This window comes from Aeromicrobium sp. Root495 (assembly GCF_001426755.1).
In the GTDB taxonomy this organism is placed as follows: Bacteria; Actinomycetota; Actinomycetes; order Propionibacteriales; family Nocardioidaceae; genus Aeromicrobium.
Map to the genome: position 1 here is coordinate 2561111 of NZ_LMFJ01000001.1, position 20701 is coordinate 2581811.

Sequence of the window (20701 nt, forward strand, 5' to 3'; positions counted from 1 at the left end):
GCCGGCCATTCGTCGACGGGTCAGTCGTCGACCGGTCAGTCGACGACGGTGCCGCCGCGGTGCAGCTCGCGGTGCTCCTCGTAGACGAAGGCGTTGCGGTGCAGACCCTCGACCTCGGCCTCCGTGAGCTCGCGCCGGACCTTGGCCGGCACGCCCGCCACGAGGGAGCGCGGCGGGACCTCCATGCCCTCGGTCACGAGCGCGCCGGCCGCCACGAGCGTCTCGGCGCCGATGACCGCGCCGTTCATGATGACCGCACCCATGCCGATGAGGCAGTGGTCCTCGATCGTGGCGCCGTGCACGACGGCGTTGTGCCCCACCGAGACGCCTTCCCCGAGCGTCACGGGCTTGCCCTGGTCGACATGGAAGGCGCAGCCGTCCTGCACGTTGGAGCGGGGGCCGATCACGATGGGCTCGTTGTCGGCACGCAGCACGGCGGAGTACCAGACGCTCGCGCCCTCCCCCAGCTCGACGGAGCCGACGAGCGTGGCGTTGGGGGCCACGAACGCGGACGCAGGGACACGAGGACGTCGGCCGTCACCCAGGTCGATCAGCATGGATCCAACCTAGCGAGGGCCGACGTCCCGCGTCGCTCGCACGAGGCTCAGGTGATCCAGCGCGTGATGGGGTCGATCGAGAAGTAGACGACGAACAGGACCGCGATGCCCCAGAGCAGCGCGTGGACCTCGGCGGCCTTGCCCTTCACGACCTTGAGCAGGACGTAGGCGATGAAGCCCGCACCGATGCCCGCGGTGATGGAGTAGGTGAAGGGCATCAGGACGATCGTGAGGAACGCCGGGATGGCGATCTCCAGGTCGTCCCAGCTGATCCCGGTCACCTGGCTCATCATCAGGAAGCCGACCAGCACGAGGGCGGGGACCGCCGCCTCGCTGGGGATGTGCTGCACGAGCGGAGCGACGATCGTCGAGAGGAGGAAGAGCAGACCGGTGACGATGCTGGCGAGGCCCGTGCGGGCTCCGTCACCGACACCGGCGGCCGACTCGATGTACGAGGTGTTGCTGCTGACGCCGGCCGCGCCACCGGCGATCGCCGCGACCGAGTCCACCACGAGGATCTTCTGAGCGCCCTCGGGAGAGCCGTCCTCGTCGTTGAGGCCGGCCTCGGCGCCGATGGCCGTCATCGTCCCCATGGTGTCGAAGAAGTCGGCCAGCAGCAGCGTGAACACCAGCAGAGCGGCCGTGACGAAGCCGGCCCGCTCGAAGGAGCCGAACAGGGAGAACTCGCCGAGCAGGGAGAAGTCCGGCTTCTCGAACAGCTGGTCCGGCAGGGACGGGACGTTGAGGTTCCACCCCTTGGGGTTCACGACCTCGCCGTTGGCGACGGTCGGTCCCACGTCGGCGATCTTCTCGACGACGAAGGCGATCACCGTGGTCACGGCGATGCCGATGAGGATGGCGCCGGGGACGGCGCGCGCGTGCAGGGCGATCATGATGAGGACGCCGAGGCTGAACACCAGGACGGGCCATCCGACGAGGTCGCCGCCGATGCCCAGCCCGACGGGCGGCGAGGCGGCGCCGGTGGACCGGACGAAGCCCGCGTCCACCAGGCCGATGAACGTGATGAAGAGGCCGATGCCGACGGCGATGGCCGTCTTGAGCTGCGCCGGCACCGCGTCGAAGACGGCCTTCCGGAATCCGGTGAGCACGAGCACCAGGATGATGATGCCCTCGAGCACGACGAGGCCCATGGCGTCGGCCCACGTCATCTGCGAGGCCACGGAGAAGGCCACGAACGCGTTGAGACCCAGACCCGTGGCGAGCGCGAGCGGGAAGTTGGCCACGGCTCCCATGAGGATGCAGAGCAGACCCGCCACGAGGGCCGTGCAGGCCGCGATGGTCGCGAATCCCGAGCCGGGCTCGGAGCCACCGCCGAGGAACTTGCCGTCGGCGTCCGCCGCGTTGGCCAGGATGATCGGGTTCAGCACGATGATGTAGGCCATCGTGAGGAAGGTGACGACGCCGCCGCGCACCTCCTGGGCGACGGACGACCCCCTCGCCGTGATCTTGAAGTAGGTGTCGACCGACGTGCTCATGTGGCTCCTGTCCGATGGTTCGCAGCAGGGCTGAGCATGTCAGAACCGCGGCGCAGGAAGCCAGGCTCCCCCGCCGCCGTCACGCAGGTTTAACGTCGGGACCGGCGCCACAGGAGGGTCGCTGCGGCCAGGACGACCAGCACGGCGACACCGACGCCCGCACCCGTCACGATCTCGGCCGAGGAGGGCCGGAGCGCCGATGACTCCTCGGCCTCGGTCCCGGCACCCTGCGGGCTCGACGGCGCGACGGTCGCGGTGGGGACGGGCGCCGCCTGCTTCCCCGCCGAGAACCCGATGCGGAGCAGCTCGGAGCGCGAGCCCTCGCTGCCGATGAGGTACGACGTGCCGGCCGGCTCGAACGCGACCGTCTCGCCCTGCTCCTGCCCCGGCAGCGTGACGGTGGAGACCGTTTTCCACGTCCTCGTGTCGAGGGTCGAGGCCTGCAGGTAGTTGCGCACCACGAGCCAGCGGCCGTCGGGGCTCCAGGCGGCGTCGGTGGCGAGCAGGAGAGACGCCGCTGCCGTGTCCTCCGGGACGTTGGGCTCGGTCTCGCTGAGCTTCTCGGGCAGGGTGAGCACCTGACCGTCGAGCAGCCCCTTCGTGACCAGGACCTTGCGCCCGGTGGTGGGGTCGATCGCGAGGGACTCGACGTCCTGGGAGCCGTCGGAGTACTGGACGGGGTAGCGGGTCGCCCCGACGGAGTGCTGACCCTCGCCGGGCTCGTCGAGGGCGTAGAGCGCGACGTCGCGCCGCACGCCGTCGTTGTCGCCCGTGTCGGCCACCCAGAGCCGACCGTCGCCGTCGAGCGCCATGGCCTCGGTGTCGCGCCACGTGACGCCGGTGACCGTCGTGACGCCGACGACCTCGCCCGTGGAGACGCGCAGCGCGAAGATCTCGGGGCCGTGGCCGGAGTCGTTGATCGTGTAGGCGAGGTCGGCGTGGCGGGTGCTGACCGCGAGGCCGCTCGACTCCGTGATGCGCGGGTCATCGATGGTGCTGACGACCCTGGACGGGGTGGCCTCCTGCCCGAGGGTGGCCGCCTCGGCCCGGCGCGCGATCGAGGAGACCACCACGACGACGACGAGGACGACGAGGAGGCCGGGGATCAGCAGGCGGCGGTGGCGAGGGTTCATCGGGCACCAGGATGCCAGCCTGCTGCCGACACCCCGTCCGCGCGGGCGGGTAACCTGGCGGGGTGACCGAACCGGAGGACCTCGAGATCCGCCCCGAGGACGGCCCGCAGACCATCGAGCGCAAGCTGGGTCACCGCGAGCTGGCCCGCCTCGAGCGGGCTGCGCGTCGTCACGAGTTCGGCCGGCCCGAGGTCACCGAGCTGGAGATCGGTCGCAAGACCCACCGCGTGGCCCAGGTCGACCCCATGGACGTCGACGGCGTCCGCACCATGACCGTCGGCACCGTCGTGTGGGGTGTCGCGGCCATCGCGCTGCTCCCGTTCCTGGGCACCCTCGACGAGGACGGCCGCGCCTGGTGGCTCTGGACGGCACTGGCCGGGTTCGGACTGGGGCTCATCGGCATCGAGTACTGCCGTCGCCGACGCAACGCCCTGCGCAGCCAGCCCGGCCGCCGTCGCGCCGACTGACCTCAGCGACCGAGACCCAGGTCCGGAGGGTCGGCGGGGAGCAGCTCCACGAGGGAGATCTCCAGCACCGAGCACAGCGCGACCAGCGTGGTGAGGCGCGGGTTCATGGGCGTCCCCGGGCGGGACTCGCCCTTCTCGAACTTCTGGTAGGTGAAGCCCGAGATGCCGGCGGCGTGGGCGACCCGCTCCTGGCTCATCCCTCGTCGGGTCCTGGCCTGCTGGAGCGCGAGGCCCAGCTCGCGGGTGTACGTGATCCACTCCGGGGGCAGGGGGGCGATCGGCACCACACCAGCATCCTCAGGATGACCCCCACGTATGCACATACTGGTATGGGCACCTGGGTGCGGGGTGCGGCACGGGTCCCCGACCCGCGGCCGTCGTCCTGCGTGTCGGTGCCGACGCCTACGGTCACGACCACGAAACCCTTCATGAAGGCAGTCGCATGGCATCTCGACCACCGGTCTTCTCCTGGCAGGCCCACCCGTGCCCGCCCTGGTGCGAGCTGGACCATCACGACGACGACCACCCCGAGGACCGGGTGCACCGGGGCGCGGCGCACCACGTCGCCGTCACCCTCGCGCCCGGCGCGCACGAGGTCCAGGACGTGCTCATCACCGTCGCGGAGCGGCCGGTCGGCTCAGGGACCACCATCAGCCTCCAGCAGGCGGAGGCACCGCTCCTCCTGCGGCTCACGCCAGAGGGCGCCGCGCTCCTGCACGACGCCCTCGGCCACACCCTGCACGCCGTCTCGTCCGGCAGCGCGCCCGGCGTGCTCAGTCCTCGCTCGGACCCCGGTCCACGGTCGTCCGCAGAGGGATCTCCTTGATGGCCAGCGCCGCCACCAGGCTCACCACCGAGACGATCGCTGCCACCAGGAAGATGTTGCCCGTCGCGTCGCCGTAGGCGCCGCGCACCACCTCCGCCGCAGCGGGAGGGAGGTTCTTCACGTCGAGCAGCGACCCGCCTCCGCCGGAGGACGACGATCCCAGCTGGTCGCTCACGGTCCGCTTCACGTCGCTGGCCAGGATCGCTCCGAGCACGGAGACGCCCACGGTGCCGCCGAGCGAGCGGAAGAAGCTCACCGTGGCGCTCGCGGCGCCCACGGTCTGGACCGAGACGGTGTTCTGGACGGCCAGCACGTAGTTCTGCAGCAGCATGCCCATGCCGATGCCCATGACGCCCATCGATGCCATGGCGTGCCACTCCGGCGTGGTGTGGTCCACCGTCGAGAGCAGGCTGAGCCCCACCACGAGCAGGGCCGACCCCAGCACGAGGAACCTCTTCCAGCGGCCGAAGCGGGTGATGAGCTGACCGCTCACCAGCGTGCCCACGAGCGACCCGGTCATGAGGGGGATGCTCAGCAGACCGGCCACGGTCGGGCTGTGGCCGCCCGCCACCTGGAAGTACTGGCCGAGGAAGACCGATCCGCCGAACATCGAGATGCCCACGGCGATGCTGCCGATGATGGCGAGCGACGTGGTGCGCTCGCGGACGACGTGCAGCGGCACGAGCGGCTCGGGGTGGTGCGACTCCACCCAGATCACGAGGGCCACCGCCACGAGGGTGCCGGCCCAGTAGGCCGCGGTCGTCCAGGAGATCCAGTCGAACGAGTCGCCGGCGAAGGTGACCCACAGGAGCGGGAGGGACGCCGCCACCGAGATCCACACCGCGCCCCAGACGTCGAGCTGCACGTGACGGCGGACGGTCTCCAGGTGGAGGTAGCGCTGCAGCACGACGAGGCTCATGACCGCGAGCGGCACGCACACGTAGAAGCACCAGCGCCAGCCGAGCCCGGGGGTGTCGACGATGACGCCACCGAGGAGGGGTCCGCTCACGGTGGCGACGGCCATCGTGGCACCCATGTAGCCGCTGTACCGGCCACGCTGCCGCGGCGGGATGATCGAGCCGATGATCGCCTGGGCCGTGGCCACGAGGCCGCCCATCGCGAGCCCCTGGACCGCACGACAGGCGATGAGCCACGGGACGTTCTGCGCAGCCCCCGCCAGGACGGAGCCCACGACGAAGATGACGAGGGCCGTCTGCACCAGGACCTTCTTGTTGAACAGGTCCGACAGCTTGCCCCAGATGGGCGTCGAGACGGTCATCGTGAGCAGCGAGGCGGTGACGACCCACGTGTACTGGGTCTGCGAGCCGTCGAGGTCGGCGATGATCGTGGGCAACGCGTTGGAGACGATCGTCGAGCTGATGAGTGCCGTGAACATGCCGGCCAGCAGGCCGATCAGCACCTCGAGGATCTGGCGGTGCGTCAGCTCGGCGGAGGCCGCGGGGGCGTCGACGACGGTGTCGACGGTCCCGGCCAGGCTCGCGAGCTCGTCGCCGACCGGGGAGTCAGAAGTTTTTTGTTGCATAATGCAACGATATATGCCGACGCAGGCTCACGCAAACCGTCGGGGCCGTGACGGACGTGATTCAGGCGACGTTGCTCAGCGAGCTTCGATCTCGTCGTTCGTGAGGGTGTCGAAGACCGGCGGGGGAAGCTCCTGCGGCGAGGCGGCCCGGCTCAGCCGCGCACCCGAGTGGGCGCCGCAGCCGTGCGTGAACGCCACGACGCGACCGTCGTCGTTGGCCATGCCGTTGGCGCACACGCCGAAGGTGTCGGCCAGGGGGCCGGCGAGGCTCACGAGGAAGCCGCACGAGTGGCACGAGCCCGGCGCCTGCTGGGCGAGGGGGGACTCAGGGCCCTGGTCGCCCTCGTGCCAGCGCTGAGCAGCCTGGTCGCGTCCTTCGAGCGAGAGCACCCAGGGGCGGCCGAGACCGACCTCGCGCGCGAAGTAGCGGTCGACGGTCTCGAGGTGGTCGCCCTCCGACCACGAGGGCACGAGCCGGACGTCGTCGTCCTCGGGCGGAAGGATGTCGCCGGGGCTGAGGTCGCCCGGCTGGATGCGTTCCCGGTACGGGGTCCAGGCCGGTGCCACGAGGGCGTCGTCGCCGGGCAGCAGCACGACGTCGTTCACCGTGACGGCGTCGTCGAGCGCCGAGAGGCTGACGCCCCAGGCCCAGCCGCGGTAGCCGGGCTGGAGAGAGGCGAAGAGGTGCGTCCCCAGGCCGTCGCCGTCGTCGACGAACCGCAGGTGGTCGCCGACCCAGGCGGCCTCGGCGACGTCGCCGATGGCCTGGCGAGCGAGGTCGACCGCGGCGGTGAGCGTGGTTTCGCTGGACATGGTCCCGATTGTCCCGCACCGACGAGTCGATCCCAAACCCGGCCGCCCGTCCGGCAGGATGGGGGCATGGAGGAGCCCGACGAGTCGACCCGGCGATTCCCGCCGCTGACCCCGCGCGACCCGGACGAGGGCGACCCGTGGCCGCGCGCCCGCCCCGCCGGGGCGCAGCCGATGCCGGAGGCCGAGACCGGCCCTTCCGGCCCGGTCCCGCCGCGGTTCAGGACTGCGCGACGCGCCGGTCGTGTCGTGGCCAAGGGTGGCACCGGCGCCTTCACGGGGGCTCGACGCTTCACGCACGCCGGCGGCGCGGGCGAGAGCGGGCTCTCCCGGCTCCTCGAGCTCCACGCCTTCAACACCGCGGGCGACGCCGCCGTCGCCGTGTCGCTGGCCGGCACCCTCTTCTTCACCGTGCCCACCGAGGAGGCCGGCGCCCAGGTCGCGCTGTTCCTCGTGCTCACGATGCTCCCCTTCGCCATCGTCGCCCCGCTCATCGGTCCGTTCCTCGACCGGTTCCGGCGAGGTCGCCGCTGGGCCATCGGCAGCACGCTCGCGATCCGTGCGTTCTGCTGCTGGGTCCTGGCCGGAGCGGTGCAGGAGGAGTCGTCGGCCTTCTACTTCGCGGCGCTCGGCTGCCTCGTGGCGTCCAAGGCCTACGGGGTGACCAGGGCGGCCGCGGTGCCGCGCCTGCTGCCCTCGGACTTCACCCTCGTCAAGGCCAACTCCCGCATCTCGCTCACCGGCACCGGCGCCGCGGCCATCTCCGCACCGCTGGCCGTGGGAGCGGCAGCCATCGGCGCGCCCTGGTCGCTGCGGTACGCGGCGGTGCTCTTCGTCGTCGGCACGGTGCTGGCCATCCTGCTGCCGCCCCGCGTGGACTCCAACGAGGGCGAGGAGTCGCTCGAGCGCGGCGACGCCCGCCGCCCGGGCATCGTGGTCTCGCGGCACGTCGTCGACGCGCTGCGGAGCAACTCCGGACTCCGGCTGCTCACGGGGTTCCTCACGATCTTCATGGCCTTCACCCTGCGCGAGCCCCCGGACTTCATCGGCTGGACGGGCAACGCCACGATCCTCATGGGCCTCGTCATCGGCGGGGCGGGCGCCGGGAACACCTTGGGCGTCGTCCTGGGCTCGTGGACCCGGTCCCGCAGCCCGCACCGCATCGTCATCGCGGTGCTGGTGCTCGACGTCGCGGTGTTCGCCCTGGTGGCCCTCTACCTGCGCTGGCCCACCGCCATCGTCCTCGGCCTCACGGCAGGGCTCTGCCAGTCACTCGGCAAGCTGAGCCTCGACGCGCTCATCCAGCGCGACGTCCGCGAAGAGGTGCGCACCTCCATGTTCGCGCGCTCGGAGACGCTGCTGCAGCTCTCCTGGGTGCTCGGCGGACTGCTCGGGATCGGGCTGTTCCTTCTCGACACCCCCACCCGGCTCGCCATGGCGGTCGCCACCGTGATCCTGGTGGGCTGGCTGGCCCTCGTGCTGACCCGGGCCCGCAGCGCCAAGGCCACAGCACCTGCCGCCGCTGCAGGCGGCTAGGCCGTCCCGCTAGGCCGTGACGAAGCTGCGCATCCCGATGGAGCCCATGTCGATGGACTCGTTGAAGAACCGGATCTCCTCGGCGTCCTCGAGGAGGCTCAGCGACGCGACCATCGGGCGGTAGTGGTCGTCGGTGGGCACGGCGATGCGGGCCTCGCTCCAGGTCCGGTAGGGGTCGAGCAGCGCCTCGAGCCGGCGCTCCTGCAGGGCCGAGGCGGTGTCGGCGTCGAACTGGGTGGCCCAGTCCCAGGGCTCGGCCCGGGGCTCCCACCGGGCCCGGCCCAGCGCATGCACGATGTTGCCGCTCCCGATGAACAGCACGCCCCGACGACGGAGGGACCGCAGCCGCGAGAAGAGCTCGTACAGCCGCGGCAACGGCATCGAGTAGTCGAGGCTGATCTGCAGGACCGGCACGTGCGGCTCGGGCTCGAGGAACTTCAGGATGCTCCACGTCCCGTGGTCGAGGCCCCACTGGGCGTCCAGCTGCGCCTCGTACTCCACCAGCTGGCGGGCGAGCAGCCGAGCCACGGCCGGGTCGCCCTCGGTGGGGTACTGCACCTGGAACAGCTCGTCGGGGAAGCCCCCGAAGTCGTAGATGACCGGGTTGCGCGGTGCGTCGGTGATGTGGGTCTGCCCCGGCGTGAGCCAGTGGGCGCTGATGACCACGATGGCCTGCGCCTCGGGGAGCCGCTCCCCCTCGGCCAGCCAGGTCCGCGTGTAGTGGTTGTCGCTGATGGCATGCATGGGGTTGCCGTGCCCGACGAACAGCACCGGCATCCGCTCGCTCGGGACGAGACGGTCCTCCAGCGCGGAGAGGGAGTACGAGGGGCCCGGAGGCGGTGCGAGCGACATGGCGTCCATCCAGTAGTAGAACGTTCAACTACCAGTGTAGACCATCACCCGAACCGACCGGGTGTGCTCTCAGTCCAGCTCGGTGGCCAGGGCCCGCAGCAGCTGGGCCACCGGCCGCGTGGACCGGGCGTCGGGACGCCGGCCGTGGCGGTAGCCCTCACCGAGGTCGTCGAGCACCTTGATGAGGTCCTCGACGATGACGGTCATCTCCTCGGGCGTCTTGCGCGGGCCGGCGGCAGGACCTCGACCCCCGCGTCCGCGCTCACCGCGACCGCCGCCCCGGGCGGCCTGGCTGCGCTCGACCGAGGGGGCCGGCTCCAGCACGCGCAGCTGCAGGGCCTGGTCGCCGCGGCGTCCTTGGGCGATGCCGAACTCGACCCGGGCCCCGGCCTTGAGCGTGGTGACGTCCGAGGGCAGCGCGTCGGAGTGGACGTAGACGTCTCCGCCGTCGTCCTGGGTCAGGAAACCGAAACCCTTCTCGGTGTCGTACCACTTCACTCGGCCCGTGGGCATCGCTGTCGTCCTTACGTCTGGTCGTGGCTGTGCGACTCCAGCCTAGTGGGAGACGCCGACGTCGGCGCTGCCACGGGAGGACCGACGGCGGCCGGGCGCGCGGCCGCCGGGGCCTGCGCGACGGACGTCTCGTCGGCCGTCCTCTCGGTGTCGGTCTCCGCAGTCTTCTCGAAGCGCGCCTCGATGGACTGGAAGCCCTTGTGCCGCTGGGCCTTCGCGTAGGCCGTGTAGGCCTTGATGTCGGCCGTCGTGAGCGAGACGCGGTCGGTGAACGGCGTGAGGAGGGCCCGCGGGTAGAGCCGGCGGCGCAGGACGACGTTGATCTCCAGGCCCAGGACCGCCAGGACGGCCGCCACGAAGATGAAGGCGATGAGCCCGAGGACGAGCGCGAACGTCCCGTTCACGGTCTTCTCCGCATTGCTGATGACGTGCTCGACGTAGGCGTTGCCGCCCAGCTGGAGCAGCTGCCAGCCCACGGCCGCGAACACGGCGCCGGGCAGGACCGAGCGGGTCCCGGCGCGTCCGTGGCTCACGAGCCGGAAGAGCGCCACGAAGATGAGCGTCGTCAGGGCGAAGCCCAGGAGCCGCACCACCCAACGGATGGCCGGCTCGATGGTGTCGCCGAAGGCGTCGGGGTTCGCCAGGACAGACGTGGACACCGCGAGGGCCAGGATGCCGAGGCCCGCGATCGCGAGGAACAGGATGCTGCGCAGTCGCATCAGGATCGGGTTGGCCCGGCTGTTGCGCGGGACCGACCAGGCGATGTTGGCGGCGTTCTGGCAGGCCTGGCCCAGGCCCATGGCGCCGTACAGCGCCGTGATCGACCCCAGCACGATCGCCGACGTGCTGCCGCGCAGACCGTCCTGGCTCTCGAGCTGGGTGCCGACGATCGGGAACTGGCTGAGAGCCGTCTTGAGCAGCTGGTTGCGGAGCTCGGGGTCGTCCTGCAGGAAGAAGCCCAGCACCGAGCTGGCGATCAGCAGGAGGGGGAAGACAGCGATGAAGGCGTAGTAGCTGATGATCGCGGCCAGGTACGGGCCTTGGTCGTCGAAGTACTTGTAGATGACGCCGAGGGGGAAGCCGATGACGGGGTGGGACCGCTGGAAGTCGTCGACCCGGGAGAGCGCGCTCACCGCGACGTGCCCAGGTGCTCCTGGGCCGCGGCGACCACGGCCTCGAAGCGCGCCTGGTCGAGCACGGCGCCCTCACGTCGGACGGACTCGGGGTCGACCTCGACCAGACGGTCGAGCCGCACCTCGCTGGGTCGGCCCTGGCCGTCCCACGCGCCGGTGCCGAGGTCGAGCCAGTGACGACCGGCCCGGGCCTCCTGCTCGACGTCGCGGTCATGGTCCTTGGACGTGAGCGGGAGGCCGAACAGACGCTCGCCGTCGCGCGCCACGAGCAGCACCGGACGGTCCTTGCCCTGAGACGCGTCCTCCTCGAACGGGACCCAGGCCCACACGACCTCGCCGGGGTCGGGACGTCCGTCCGGCTCCGGGGCGTAGGTGCGGTCCACGGCGCCAGCCTGCCACACGCGTCGGTCCGCGAGCCGGACCTCGCCGCCGTGGTCAGTCGAAGTCAGGAAGCTCTCGCTTCATGACCTTGCCGGTGGGGTTGCGGGGCAGCTCGTCGAGGAACTTGACCTTGCGGGGCACGGCGAACCGGGCGACGTGCTCCTTGGCGTAGGCCACGACGGCGTCCTGGTCGAGGCTCTTGCCGTTCTTCACCACGACGTACGCCGCGAGGCAGTGGCCCCAGGACTCGTCGGGGATCCCGGTGACCACGACGTCGGAGATGTCGGGGTGGTCGATGAGGGCGTCCTCGAGCTCACGCGGGAAGACGTTCTCGCCGCCGGAGATGATCATGTCGTCGTCGCGTCCGGCGACGAACAGGCGTCCGTCCTCGTCGAAGTAGCCGACGTCGCCCGAGTGCATCAGGCCGTCGCGGAAGTCCTTGGAGTTGCCGTCGGTGTAGCCGCCGAACTGCATCTCGTTGCCCACGTAGATGACGCCGGTCTCACCCGCGGGCACCTCGTTGCCGTCGGTGTCGAGCACCTTGACGACGGTGCGCCACGGGACGCGGCCGGCCGTGCCGGGAGCGGCCCGCAGGTCCTCGGGCGAGGCGATGGAGACCCAGCCGGTCTCGGTGGCGCCGTAGAAGTTGTAGACGGAGTCGGTGAAGGTGTCCATGAAGTGCGTGGCCAGGCCGCCGGCCAGCGCCGAGCCGCTCGAGGCGGTGATGGTGAGGCTGGAGACGTCGGTCTTCTCGATGACCGCGGGGTCGGCGTCGACGAGGCGCTGCATCATGAGCGGCACCACGACGAGCACCTTGGCCTTGTACTGGTCGATGTCGCGCAGGACCTGCTCGGGCTTGAACCTGCGGCGGAGCACGTAGGTGGGGACGGTGGAGAGACCGAACCCGAAGTTCAGCAGGCCCCAGGAGTGGAACAGCGGCGCGGCGAGCACGACCGTGCTGTTGCCGCGGTACGGGATGGACCCGAAGAACGTGAGGAGCGGGTCGAGGTTCTCCGGCTCCTTGCGGTTGGCGCCCTTGGGCAGGCCCGTGGTGCCGGACGTGAAGATGACGATGCCACCGGGGCGCTCGGGCTTCTTGTGGTCCTTGGAGGACTCGTCGGCCGCGAGCGAGGACAGGGTGGGCAGTCCGTGCGAGTCGTCGTCCTCCCACGCCACAACGACCGCCTCGCGGTCGACGTCCTTGGCGACCTCGAGGAACTCCTGGTCGAGGATCGTGAGCTGGGCGCTCTCGCGCTTGGCGAGCTCGGACAGCTGGCCGGCGCTGGCCATGGTGTTGAGCAGCAGCACCTTGCCGCCGATCTGCATGATCGAGACCATCGCGACGACCATGTGGCGGTGGTTGCGGCACAGGACCGCCACGCCGTCGCCCACCCCGACGCCTCGCTTCTTCAGCGCGGCGCTCGTGCGGTTGATCTCGGCGCTGAGCTCCTTCCACGTGAGCTCGCCCGCATCGTCGATGATGGCGGCCTGGTTCGGGAACCGGGCCGCGGCCGCGCCGACGGCGGCGGGGAACCCGGGGCCCCAGGTGGCCAGCTTGATGCCGGCCTTGAGGAGCCGGTGGGGCGGCTGGGGCGCGAGGAGCCCGATCTGCCGCAACACCTTCACCTTGTACGTGAGGTCGCTCATCGTGCTCCACATCGTCGTCAGCCAGGAATCCTCGCGAGTGTAACAACGAGTGACAGGGACGGCCCCTCGTACCGGGACCTGGGCTCAGAGCGCCCCGTCGCGGGTGAGCACCGCACCGAAGGTCCGGAGCAGGATCCGCGCATCGAGCCACAGGCTCCAGGTGTTCACGTACTGGAGGTCGACGCGGATGGACTCCTCCCACGTGAGCCGCGAACGGCCGCTCACCTGCCACAGTCCGGTGATGCCGGGGCGCACGTGCAGACGGCGCCACATCCACTCGCTGTACTCGGCGGTCTCGGTGGGAAGGGCCGGCCTGGGGCCGACGAAGGACATGGTGCCCCTCAGGACGTTGACGAGCTGTGGCAGCTCGTCGAGCGAGGACCGGCGCAGGAGACGCCCGACCCGGGTGATGCGCGGGTCGTTGGTCAGCTTGAAGAGCGGGCCGGCCCCCTCGTCGTACAGCGCGAGGTCGGCGAGGCGCTCCTCGGCGTCCGCGGTCATGGTGCGGAACTTGAGCATCGTGAACGGATGACCGTCGCGACCGGTCCGGACCTGGCGGAAGATCACCGGGCCAGGAGAGTCCAGCCGCACGGCCAGCCCGACGAGGAGCAGCAGGGGCGAGATGACCACGAGCGCGAGGGCCGCGGCCAGCCGGTCGAAGCCGGACTTCACACCGGCCGACACGAGGTGGTGGTTGGGCGGGCGCATGCCCAGCACGACCTGACCCCCCAGCTGGCGGGGTCGGATGTACTCGACGTGGTCGTTGAGGTCGGTGAGCACCACGCTCTCCACGCCGACGCGCTCCATGGCCCACGCGAGGTGGCGCAGGGCGGGTGACGTGAGAGCCGCGTCGGCCGCCACGACCACGGTGGTGGCCCGGTGACGCGCCACGGCGCCCATCACCTCGGGGACGACGCGGTCGATGGAGCCGATGGCGCCGGCCGGGATCCGCTCGGCCCCCTGCCGCCAGACGCACGTGGCCACGACCTCGATGTCCGGGTCGTCCTGCCACCGCCTCACCAGCTCGGCGGAGCGACCCTGCTCGCCCACGACGACCGTGCGCTGACGACGCAGCACGCGACGGTTCAGCAGCGCGGCGCCGGCGTGGACCGCCGCTGCGACGAGGGTCGCCGCGAGTCCCTGCCTCAGGTCGGGGACGTCGGTGACGGCCGCCAGCACCAGCCCGAGCAGGACGACACCCGCCGCCGCGACGAGCCGCGTGGCCGGGACGAGCGAGCGGGCCCGCTCGTAGGCGGGCAGCGCGCAGAAGGAGTAGACGAGCCACACCGCGATGGACGCGGTGGTGACGGCGGCCGTGGGCTGGCCCACGGAGAGCTGACGCAGCGCGACCAGTCCGGCGACGAACGCGCCGACGTAGCCGAGCAGACCCTGCTGCACCGCAGCCCTGAGGCTCGAGCCGAGGGACCGCGCCGAGCGTTCGTGGCTGGCGCGCAGGTAGTGCTCGCCGAACGGCTGGTCGTCGGTGACGCGGGGCGACGGACCCGAGGGGCGCGCCGTGGAGCGGCGCTCGAGCGACTGCTGGGCGGTGGGACGCGGGCGGCCCACGGGACGGCTGAGGTGCCGGACCGCCTCGGACACGCCCTGGGTGGGCCGCTGCGACGAGAGCCGGGACGGCACGCTGCCGTCGAGCACCCCGGCAAGGAGCCGGTCGAGCTCCTCCTGCGTCTCGGCGACGTGGATGAGTCCCATGGCGGCGAGCCGTCGGCTCAGCACGACCTGGTGGTCGTCGACGACCTCGTCGTCGACGGGGACGCGCGGCACGACGATGGGGATGCGACCGGCCTTGCGGGCGTCCATGAGACCGCCCGCGCCGCCCTGGAGGACCACGACGTCGGCGCTGCGGTAGTGCTCCAGGAGAGCCCGGGAGTCGAGCATCTCGTGGTTGTCGGCGCCCTCGATGGGCCGCGTGGAGCCGTGCTGGAACATCACCTTGGCCTGGTGGGCGGCGGCCCACGGCTCGAGCCAGTCGACGAACCGGTCGAACGGATGGTGATAGGTCCCGACGCTGGCGGCGACGGTGAACGGCTTCCTCACAGGACGACGCCGACGTTCTGTGCCTTCGGCAGGCGCTCGACGAGCTGGTCCCACTGCGTCAGGTACTCGTCGACGACCGGGTAGACGAGCCGGCCCGTGAGCGACGGCTTGTCGATGCGGTCGACGGTCTCCATGAAGATGGTGCGGGCGCCCACCGCGTGCGCCTGCCACATGAAGGGGACCGCGACCGCCGCACCCGTGCTGAAGACCACGTCGGGCTTCCACTCGTGCAGGATCCGGCGGGCGAGACGAGCGTTGCGGAGCAGGTTGGGCACGTTCCGCTGGGTGGGGTAGTGGCACTCGACGACGCGCTCGCGGGCGAGCTTCATGCGGGCGTCCGCGGTGGGGCCGGTGACCCAGAGCCGCTCGTGACGTTCCCACCAGGGCTTGAGCGCCAGCGCCTGGGCGAGGTGACCCCCGGACGAGCATGCGATCAAGATCTTCATCGACGTGTTCCTGCTTCCTTAGATTCCCTTGCCCAGACGGCGGGCTGCCGCCTGGACGAAGTGCGGCGTGGCGAGGCGCAGGCCGATGGCCAGGGCGAGCCACGCGCGCAGGTTGGTGGGCTGGACGCGCAGGACCTGGCGAGCGACCTCGCGGCCCTCGCGGCGCTGGTCCGAGGACACCAGACCGAAGGCGATCTGCGAGCGCAGGCGCGCTGCCGCCGCGGGCGACTGCTCGATGTCGGGGTGCTTGGCCAGCAGGTAGGTGAGCGCCTGGGCGTACTGGGCCCACTGGCCGAGGAAGTACGACTGGCCCTGCCAGCGGACCGAGACGAGCGGACGGTTGACGAGCGGGATGTCGGCGACGGCCGACGCGCGCAGCAGGACGTCGGTGTCCTCGCCGTAGCCGCGCGGCAGCTCCTCGTCGATCAGCCCGATCTCCCCCACGAGGGCCGCGCGGCGGAACACGAAGCTGCTCGAGTGGAGCGCCGTGATGCGGTCCTCGACCAGGTCGCCGTGGGTGATGAGGTCGGACGGCGCGAGGCGGTCGTGACCGCGGCGGCCGTCGTCGAACCGGGACGCGGTGCCCACGAGGCGGGCCTGCGGATGGGCCTCGAAGAGCGGCATCTGGGCGGCCAGCTTGCCCGGGAGCCAGACGTCGTCGTCGTCGAGGAAGGCCACGAAGTCGTGGGAGGCGGCCAGGATGCCGGCGTTCCTGGCGCCGGCGAGACCACGCGTCCGCTCGTTCACGACGGCGCGCAGGGTGCGGTCGGCGGCCAGCTCGACGTCGGGGAGCTCGGCCTCGCAGGCGTCGAACACCACGACGACCTCGATGGGTCCCGCGTAGTCCTGGCTCAGGATGCTCTGCACCGCGGCACGCATGAGCTCGGGCCGGCGGTGCGTGGGCACGACCGCCGTGACGGGGGCGGACGCGACGTCCACCGCCGTCCTCGGCACGCTGCTCACCGCTCGACCTGGAGCTCGTGCGCGGAGAGGAACGAGCGCAGCATGGTGCTGCTCGTGTGGGTCGTGTAGGGGAAGTAGACGACGGCGACGTCGAGCTCACTCATCTCGCGCTCGAGCCGCGCACCCCGCGGCGTGCCCTGCCAGTCGTCGCCCTTGAAGATGACCTCGAACGGGCGCTGGTGCCAGATCTGGCGCTTGTCGGCGTGACGGTCGATCACGACCTCGTCGACGATGCCGAGGGCGGAGATGATGTCGATCCGCTCGTCGCATGGCACGACGGCAGGACGACCCTTGAGGTAGGCCACGTACTCGTCGCTCGCCACGCCCACCACGAGGTGGTCACAGTGGTTCCGCGCGCGGCGGAGCAGGTTGAGATGGCCGACGTGGAACATGTCGTAGACGCCGCTCGCATAGCCGACGCCGAACTTCTGGGCTGCGGCGTTCATGCGATCGGTCTCCCGAGCTGAGGTGTCACTGGTTCCCTCCCCCTTGATGACGCGTGCTGCGTCCTTCAGAGGAGGAGAGCGTCGAGACGGCCGGTCATGACGCGCCGGACGGCCCGACTTGTCCCGGCGAGGACCCGGGTCAACGGGGCAGGTAGACCCGGATCCGGTCGACCTCGAACGTGGCCGGAAGCCGCGTGGTGCCTGGGCGGGAGGGGTCGAGCCGGCCCCAGTACGCGCCACCGACCTGGAGGTTCAGCCGGATGTTGAGCGCGCCGGTGGAGGCGAGCCACGGGGCGTCACGCGTCTGCACGACGCCCGTGGTCCGGCCGTCGACCGAGAACCGCAGACACCCGGGGACGCGGTCCACGGCGAAGTCGTGCAGGCCGCGGTCGAGCTGGAGGTCCGGCGCCGACCAGCCGCGCAGGCTCTGCGAGCCCGGGCCGCTCTCGGTGTCGGAGTGGACGGCCCAGGCCGCGGAGCCCGGGAGCGAGCGCCCGTCGGTGACGGGGGTCCCCCAGGCCTCCATGACGTCGATCTCGGCAGGACCGTCGGTCTCGCGGAGCCAGAAGGCCGGCCAGAGCGCGCGGGATCGACCCGCGTCGACGGGCAGACGGGCTCGCATCTCCCACCGGCCGTAGCGCTGCTCGTGGTGACCGATCGTGTCGAGGTAGCCCGTGACGACCGGGCGCTCGGGCGTGCCGCCGGAGCGGGCCGTGATGCGCAGCCGGCCGTCCTTCACGCTCACGGCGGAGCGCTCGATCCGTGCCTGGTCGAACGACAGCGACGTGTCGTCGCGCACCGTCCATCGATCGCGGTCCACGGTGGGCCCGTCGAAGTCGTCGGACCAGGCGAGACGGCCCTGGTCCTGACGGCTGAGGTCGAGCGACCGGAGCTGCCCGCTCGAGCACGCCGCGGGACCGGTGGAGGTCCCGGACCCGTCGCGCGACAGCCACGTCCACCCGGCCAGGCCCGCCACGAGGGTCGCTGCGACGCCCAGGAGGAGGGTCCGCCGACGTCGCTCAGGCGATGCGCGCACGTCCCTCGAGACAGCCGCACCGCTGGTCGTGACGATCTCGTCCGAGCGGGTGGACCGATGCCTGCTGGTCGAGGGCGGGCCCGGCCTCGGCGACGGGGCGCACCGGAGCGGGCGCGGCCGTGCGCGGGACGGCGTCCGCGAGGTGGCGGTTCACGTCGCGCAGCTCGGCGAGCGCACCCCGGCAGCCGGAGCACGCGTCGAGGTGGGCGTCGACGACCTGCCGGTCGCGGCGGGTCAGGGACTGGCGCGCGCGTCCACCGAGGAGCACCCGGACGGGGCGGCACGCAGCGGGCAGCGAGTCGATCGTGCGGGTGACGTGGGCGTCGAGGTAGGCCTGGCGCAACGCACCCCGGGCCCGGTAGGCCAGGGCCGACACGGCGTTGGGCCGGATGCCGAGCTCCTCGGCGACCTCGCGGGGACGCAGTCCCTCCACCTCCACGCGCCAGAGCACGAGGCGCCAGCGCTCGGGGAGCTGGGCCAGGGCGTCGCGCACGAGCTCCTGCTCCACGCCCTCGAGGCCGCCGCCGTGGAGGGTGGCCGTGCCGTCGAGCTCCTCGAGCTCGTCGGTGACACGCACCCGCGCCCGCTGCTTGAGCCGACGGCCGACCTCGTGGCGCACCGACGTGAAGAGGTACGCCCGGAAGGCGGTCTGCGGTCCGCGGCCCCGACGTACCTGGTCCAGCACCTGGGCGAAGGTCTCGGCCACGACGTCGTCGGCCTCGACGGCCGGACCGAGATGGCGCGCCAGTCGCAGCGCCGGGTAGCTGTACCGACGGTAGAGCTCGTCGAAGGCGCCCTCGCTCCCGGCACGGGCCAGGTCGAGCAGCATCAGGTCGTCGAGATCGGCGAGGGTGCCGACGGCGTCGAGCGACGTCCCGGCCTCGTCGAGGTCCTGCTGGACGGGACGGCGCGAGGAGATGACCTCGACCGTCAGGTCTGGTGTGGTGAGTGGAGCACGTGACACTTTTTTGATCCCCCGATCATGGAGGCCTCCCGTCCTGGGTGAGGACGACTACGGCCCGAGGTAACTGGTGGTTACGCACTTAAGGAAACTAGGCACCCCTGCATGTCGGGACAACCCGGAAGACACGTCGTGAACAAGTTTCGTCGTCAACCGGTTGCGTGGACAGTGCCGGGTGGTCCCCGTCGTTCCGGGCCGTTCGGCCCCTCTCACCCTGCCGCACTGCGGCGAACGTGACGATGCACTCATCCACACCCCTGGAGGCCTGCGTCACGGACCAGGCCCCCGGGACTCTCCCCTCCTGAAGCGCCACGGCACTCCGGGCGCTCCCGGGGACCGAGAGGAATCACATCCATGGGCACACCTGCTCAGCCGGCACAGCTCACCGACGTGCTCAGCACGCTCAACCGACACCGCAGCATCCTGGCGGCCGCGGCCCTCATCGGGCTCGTCCTGGGACTCGTCGCAGCGCTGGTCGTCCCAGCCCGCTACACCGCCACCTCGTCGGTCGTCGTGCGCGTGCTGGACGACTCCTCGGACGACGGGTCCTCCACGCCCACCATGGCCACCGAGTCGGCCATCGCCAGCTCCTGGCGCGTCGCCGAGGTCGCGTCGGCGTCGCTCGAGGAGCGCCACGACGGCGTGAGCCCCTCCGACGTCCAGTCCGCCACCGAGGTCAGCGCCACCCCGGACTCCGAGGTGCTGCGCATCACCTTCCACGGCGACTCCGCGAGGAAGGCCGGCGACGGGGCCGACGCGGTCGCCGCGGCCTACCTCACGATCCGCCAGGAGGACGCCACCGACCTCGCTGCCGACCTGAGCAAGAAGGTCGACGACCGCATCAACGAGCTGGGGGCCCTGCGTTCCAACCGCACGCGTCAGGTGCAGATCGACGAGCTCAGCCGTCGCCTCGCCGCGCTCACCGCCGCCGACCTCGACCCGGGCGAGGTCGTCAGCCCGGCGCGCGGCTACGCCGCCAAGGCCACCCCCGGCTTCCTCCCCCTCGGCCTGGGCGGCCTCGTGCTCGGTCTCCTCATCGGCATCCCGGTCGCCCTCGTGCGCAAGGACGAGGTCGACACCGGCATCTCGTCCACCGACGCCTTCCTCGGCGTGAACCGCGAGCTCGTGCTCGACGGCACCAAGGACGTCGACCGCGCCGAGACGTGGGACATCGCGGCCTTCATGCTCATGACGCCGCAGCTGCAGCCCGAGGACGACCCGTTCCTCATCATGCTCGACTCCGAGTCCGCGCCCGGTCGTCCGGCACCCGGCCAGGAGTTCGTCGACGCCCTGGCCCGTCGCGGTCAGCCGGCCCGCCTCGTCGACGCCGGTGCGGTCAACGAGGGCAAGATCAGCCGCGGCTGGCCCACCGACCGCAAGCGCAGCCTCTGGTCGGGCGAGATCGTCGTCATCGACACCACGCTCGTGTCCTCCGACGCGCTGCGCGTGGCCATCGGCACGCGCTCCGACTCCGTCGTCCTGGCCCGCACCACCTCCGACGACGCGAGCGACCTGAGCCGCCTCATCGGGCTGCTGCACTCCAAGCAGGCCGACGTCAGCCTGGCCGTGCTGTTCCCCCCGGCCCCCGAGCGGATCTCGCTCCTGGCCTGACGCGAGCTGCGGTCCGGCCCTCGGGGGCTGGACGAACGATGAGGGGTCGGGGTCGCCACAGCGGCCCCGGCCCCTCGTCGTTCCCCACGGACTCTCCAGGCGGGGACGAACGACGAGGGATGGTGGTCGCCACCACGACCAGAAACCCTCATCCATCGTCACCCCCGAACAACCATGAGGGATCCGGGTCGCCACCACGACCAGAAACCCTCACCCATCGTCACCCCGGACCGACGACGAGGGATCGGGGTCGTCGACGCGACCAGGAACCCTCATCCTTCGTCCAGGG

Annotated in this window: 21 protein-coding genes; 4 read left to right on the forward strand and 17 right to left on the reverse strand. The window is 71.3% G+C overall.

Translation table 11 applies throughout. The annotated features are described in order from the left end of the window. Positions 1-35: 35 nt before the first annotated feature. The 3 genes from ASD11_RS12790 to ASD11_RS12800 form a co-directional block, all read right to left on the reverse strand. Positions 36-557 (reverse strand): gamma carbonic anhydrase family protein, encoded by a 522-nt coding sequence (locus ASD11_RS12790; RefSeq protein WP_056287674.1) that lies wholly within the window; start codon positions 555-557, stop codon positions 36-38. A gap of 47 nt (positions 558-604) precedes the next feature. Next, positions 605-2053: an NCS2 family permease gene (locus ASD11_RS12795; RefSeq protein WP_056287677.1), complete on the reverse strand. Its 1449-nt coding sequence runs from the start codon at positions 2051-2053 to the stop codon at positions 605-607. 89 nt (positions 2054-2142) lie between these two features. Continuing rightward, entirely contained in the window at positions 2143-3186 is a 1044-nt protein-coding gene (locus ASD11_RS12800) for a hypothetical protein (protein ID WP_056287679.1), read from the reverse strand. A 62-nt stretch (positions 3187-3248) separates the two neighbouring features. On the opposite strand from ASD11_RS12800, the gene ASD11_RS18690 reads away from it, so the two are divergent. Next, positions 3249-3653: a DUF2530 domain-containing protein gene (locus ASD11_RS18690; protein ID WP_235503316.1), complete on the forward strand. Its 405-nt coding sequence runs from the start codon at positions 3249-3251 to the stop codon at positions 3651-3653. A gap of 2 nt (positions 3654-3655) precedes the next feature. On the opposite strand, the gene ASD11_RS12810 is transcribed toward ASD11_RS18690, so the two are convergent. Beyond that, positions 3656-3940 (reverse strand): helix-turn-helix domain-containing protein, encoded by a 285-nt coding sequence (locus ASD11_RS12810; RefSeq protein ID WP_235503317.1) that lies wholly within the window; start codon positions 3938-3940, stop codon positions 3656-3658. Positions 3941-4095: 155 nt separating this feature from the next. Here ASD11_RS12810 and ASD11_RS12815 point away from each other — a divergent pair, with 155 nt between their 5' ends. Continuing rightward, positions 4096-4479: a DUF6907 domain-containing protein gene (locus tag ASD11_RS12815; protein WP_056287681.1), complete on the forward strand. Its 384-nt coding sequence runs from the start codon at positions 4096-4098 to the stop codon at positions 4477-4479. Here ASD11_RS12815 and ASD11_RS12820 read toward each other — a convergent pair. Together ASD11_RS12820 and ASD11_RS12825 are read right to left on the reverse strand one after the other, a co-directional pair. Continuing rightward, complete coding sequence (locus ASD11_RS12820; RefSeq protein WP_056287683.1) at positions 4427-6022, reverse strand: MDR family MFS transporter; 1596 nt, start codon at positions 6020-6022, stop codon at positions 4427-4429. The two genes, ASD11_RS12815 and ASD11_RS12820, sit on opposite strands and share 53 nt — an antisense overlap. A gap of 75 nt (positions 6023-6097) precedes the next feature. Then, positions 6098-6835, reverse strand: a complete 738-nt coding sequence (locus ASD11_RS12825) for a DUF3027 domain-containing protein (protein WP_056287685.1) — start codon at positions 6833-6835, stop codon at positions 6098-6100. Positions 6836-6901: 66 nt separating this feature from the next. Here ASD11_RS12825 and ASD11_RS12830 point away from each other — a divergent pair, with 66 nt between their 5' ends. After that, positions 6902-8368, forward strand: a complete 1467-nt coding sequence (locus ASD11_RS12830) for an MFS transporter (protein WP_156464716.1) — start codon at positions 6902-6904, stop codon at positions 8366-8368. A gap of 9 nt (positions 8369-8377) precedes the next feature. Here ASD11_RS12830 and ASD11_RS12835 read toward each other — a convergent pair whose 3' ends face one another. From ASD11_RS12835 to ASD11_RS12885, 11 genes are all read right to left on the reverse strand, one after another. Then, positions 8378-9220, reverse strand: coding sequence for a dioxygenase family protein (locus ASD11_RS12835; RefSeq protein WP_162246486.1), 843 nt, complete (start codon positions 9218-9220; stop codon positions 8378-8380). Between the two features lie 69 nt (positions 9221-9289). Next, positions 9290-9733, reverse strand: coding sequence for a cold-shock protein (locus tag ASD11_RS12840; protein ID WP_056287690.1), 444 nt, complete (start codon positions 9731-9733; stop codon positions 9290-9292). Between the two features lie 11 nt (positions 9734-9744). Then, a complete protein-coding gene (locus ASD11_RS12845) occupies positions 9745-10866 on the reverse strand; it encodes a YihY/virulence factor BrkB family protein (RefSeq protein ID WP_056287692.1) in 1122 nt (373 codons plus the stop codon). After that, the gene (locus ASD11_RS12850) at positions 10863-11249 is read right to left on the reverse strand and encodes a type II toxin-antitoxin system PemK/MazF family toxin (RefSeq protein WP_235503318.1); all 387 of its coding nucleotides are present in this window, start codon (positions 11247-11249) and stop codon (positions 10863-10865) included. The genes ASD11_RS12845 and ASD11_RS12850 overlap by 4 nt, the downstream gene beginning before the upstream one ends. 52 nt (positions 11250-11301) lie before the next feature. Beyond that, positions 11302-12894 (reverse strand): AMP-binding protein, encoded by a 1593-nt coding sequence (locus ASD11_RS12855; RefSeq protein WP_162246487.1) that lies wholly within the window; start codon positions 12892-12894, stop codon positions 11302-11304. Positions 12895-12978: 84 nt separating this feature from the next. After that, positions 12979-14949, reverse strand: a complete 1971-nt coding sequence (locus ASD11_RS12860) for an exopolysaccharide biosynthesis polyprenyl glycosylphosphotransferase (RefSeq protein WP_056287699.1) — start codon at positions 14947-14949, stop codon at positions 12979-12981. Further along, complete coding sequence (locus ASD11_RS12865) at positions 14946-15395, reverse strand: UDP-N-acetylglucosamine--LPS N-acetylglucosamine transferase (protein WP_056287701.1); 450 nt, start codon at positions 15393-15395, stop codon at positions 14946-14948. Before ASD11_RS12865 ends, ASD11_RS12860 begins: the two co-directional genes overlap by 4 nt. 18 nt (positions 15396-15413) lie before the next feature. Continuing rightward, a complete protein-coding gene (locus ASD11_RS12870; RefSeq protein WP_235503319.1) occupies positions 15414-16358 on the reverse strand; it encodes a glycosyltransferase family 2 protein in 945 nt (314 codons plus the stop codon). Continuing rightward, on the reverse strand, positions 16355-16804 hold the full coding sequence (locus tag ASD11_RS12875; protein ID WP_056287706.1) for an adenylyltransferase/cytidyltransferase family protein: 450 nt from the start codon (positions 16802-16804) through the stop codon (positions 16355-16357). The genes ASD11_RS12870 and ASD11_RS12875 overlap by 4 nt, the downstream gene beginning before the upstream one ends. Before the next feature lie 139 nt (positions 16805-16943). After that, positions 16944-17840, reverse strand: coding sequence for a glycoside hydrolase family 16 protein (locus ASD11_RS12880; protein WP_056287708.1), 897 nt, complete (start codon positions 17838-17840; stop codon positions 16944-16946). Further along, entirely contained in the window at positions 17824-18804 is a 981-nt protein-coding gene (locus tag ASD11_RS12885; protein WP_056287711.1) for a sigma-70 family RNA polymerase sigma factor, read from the reverse strand. The genes ASD11_RS12880 and ASD11_RS12885 overlap by 17 nt, the downstream gene beginning before the upstream one ends. Positions 18805-19155: 351 nt before the next feature. On the opposite strand from ASD11_RS12885, the gene ASD11_RS12890 reads away from it, so the two are divergent. Continuing rightward, on the forward strand, positions 19156-20412 hold the full coding sequence (locus tag ASD11_RS12890) for a hypothetical protein (protein WP_056287713.1): 1257 nt from the start codon (positions 19156-19158) through the stop codon (positions 20410-20412). The last annotated feature ends 289 nt before the right edge of the window (positions 20413-20701 follow it).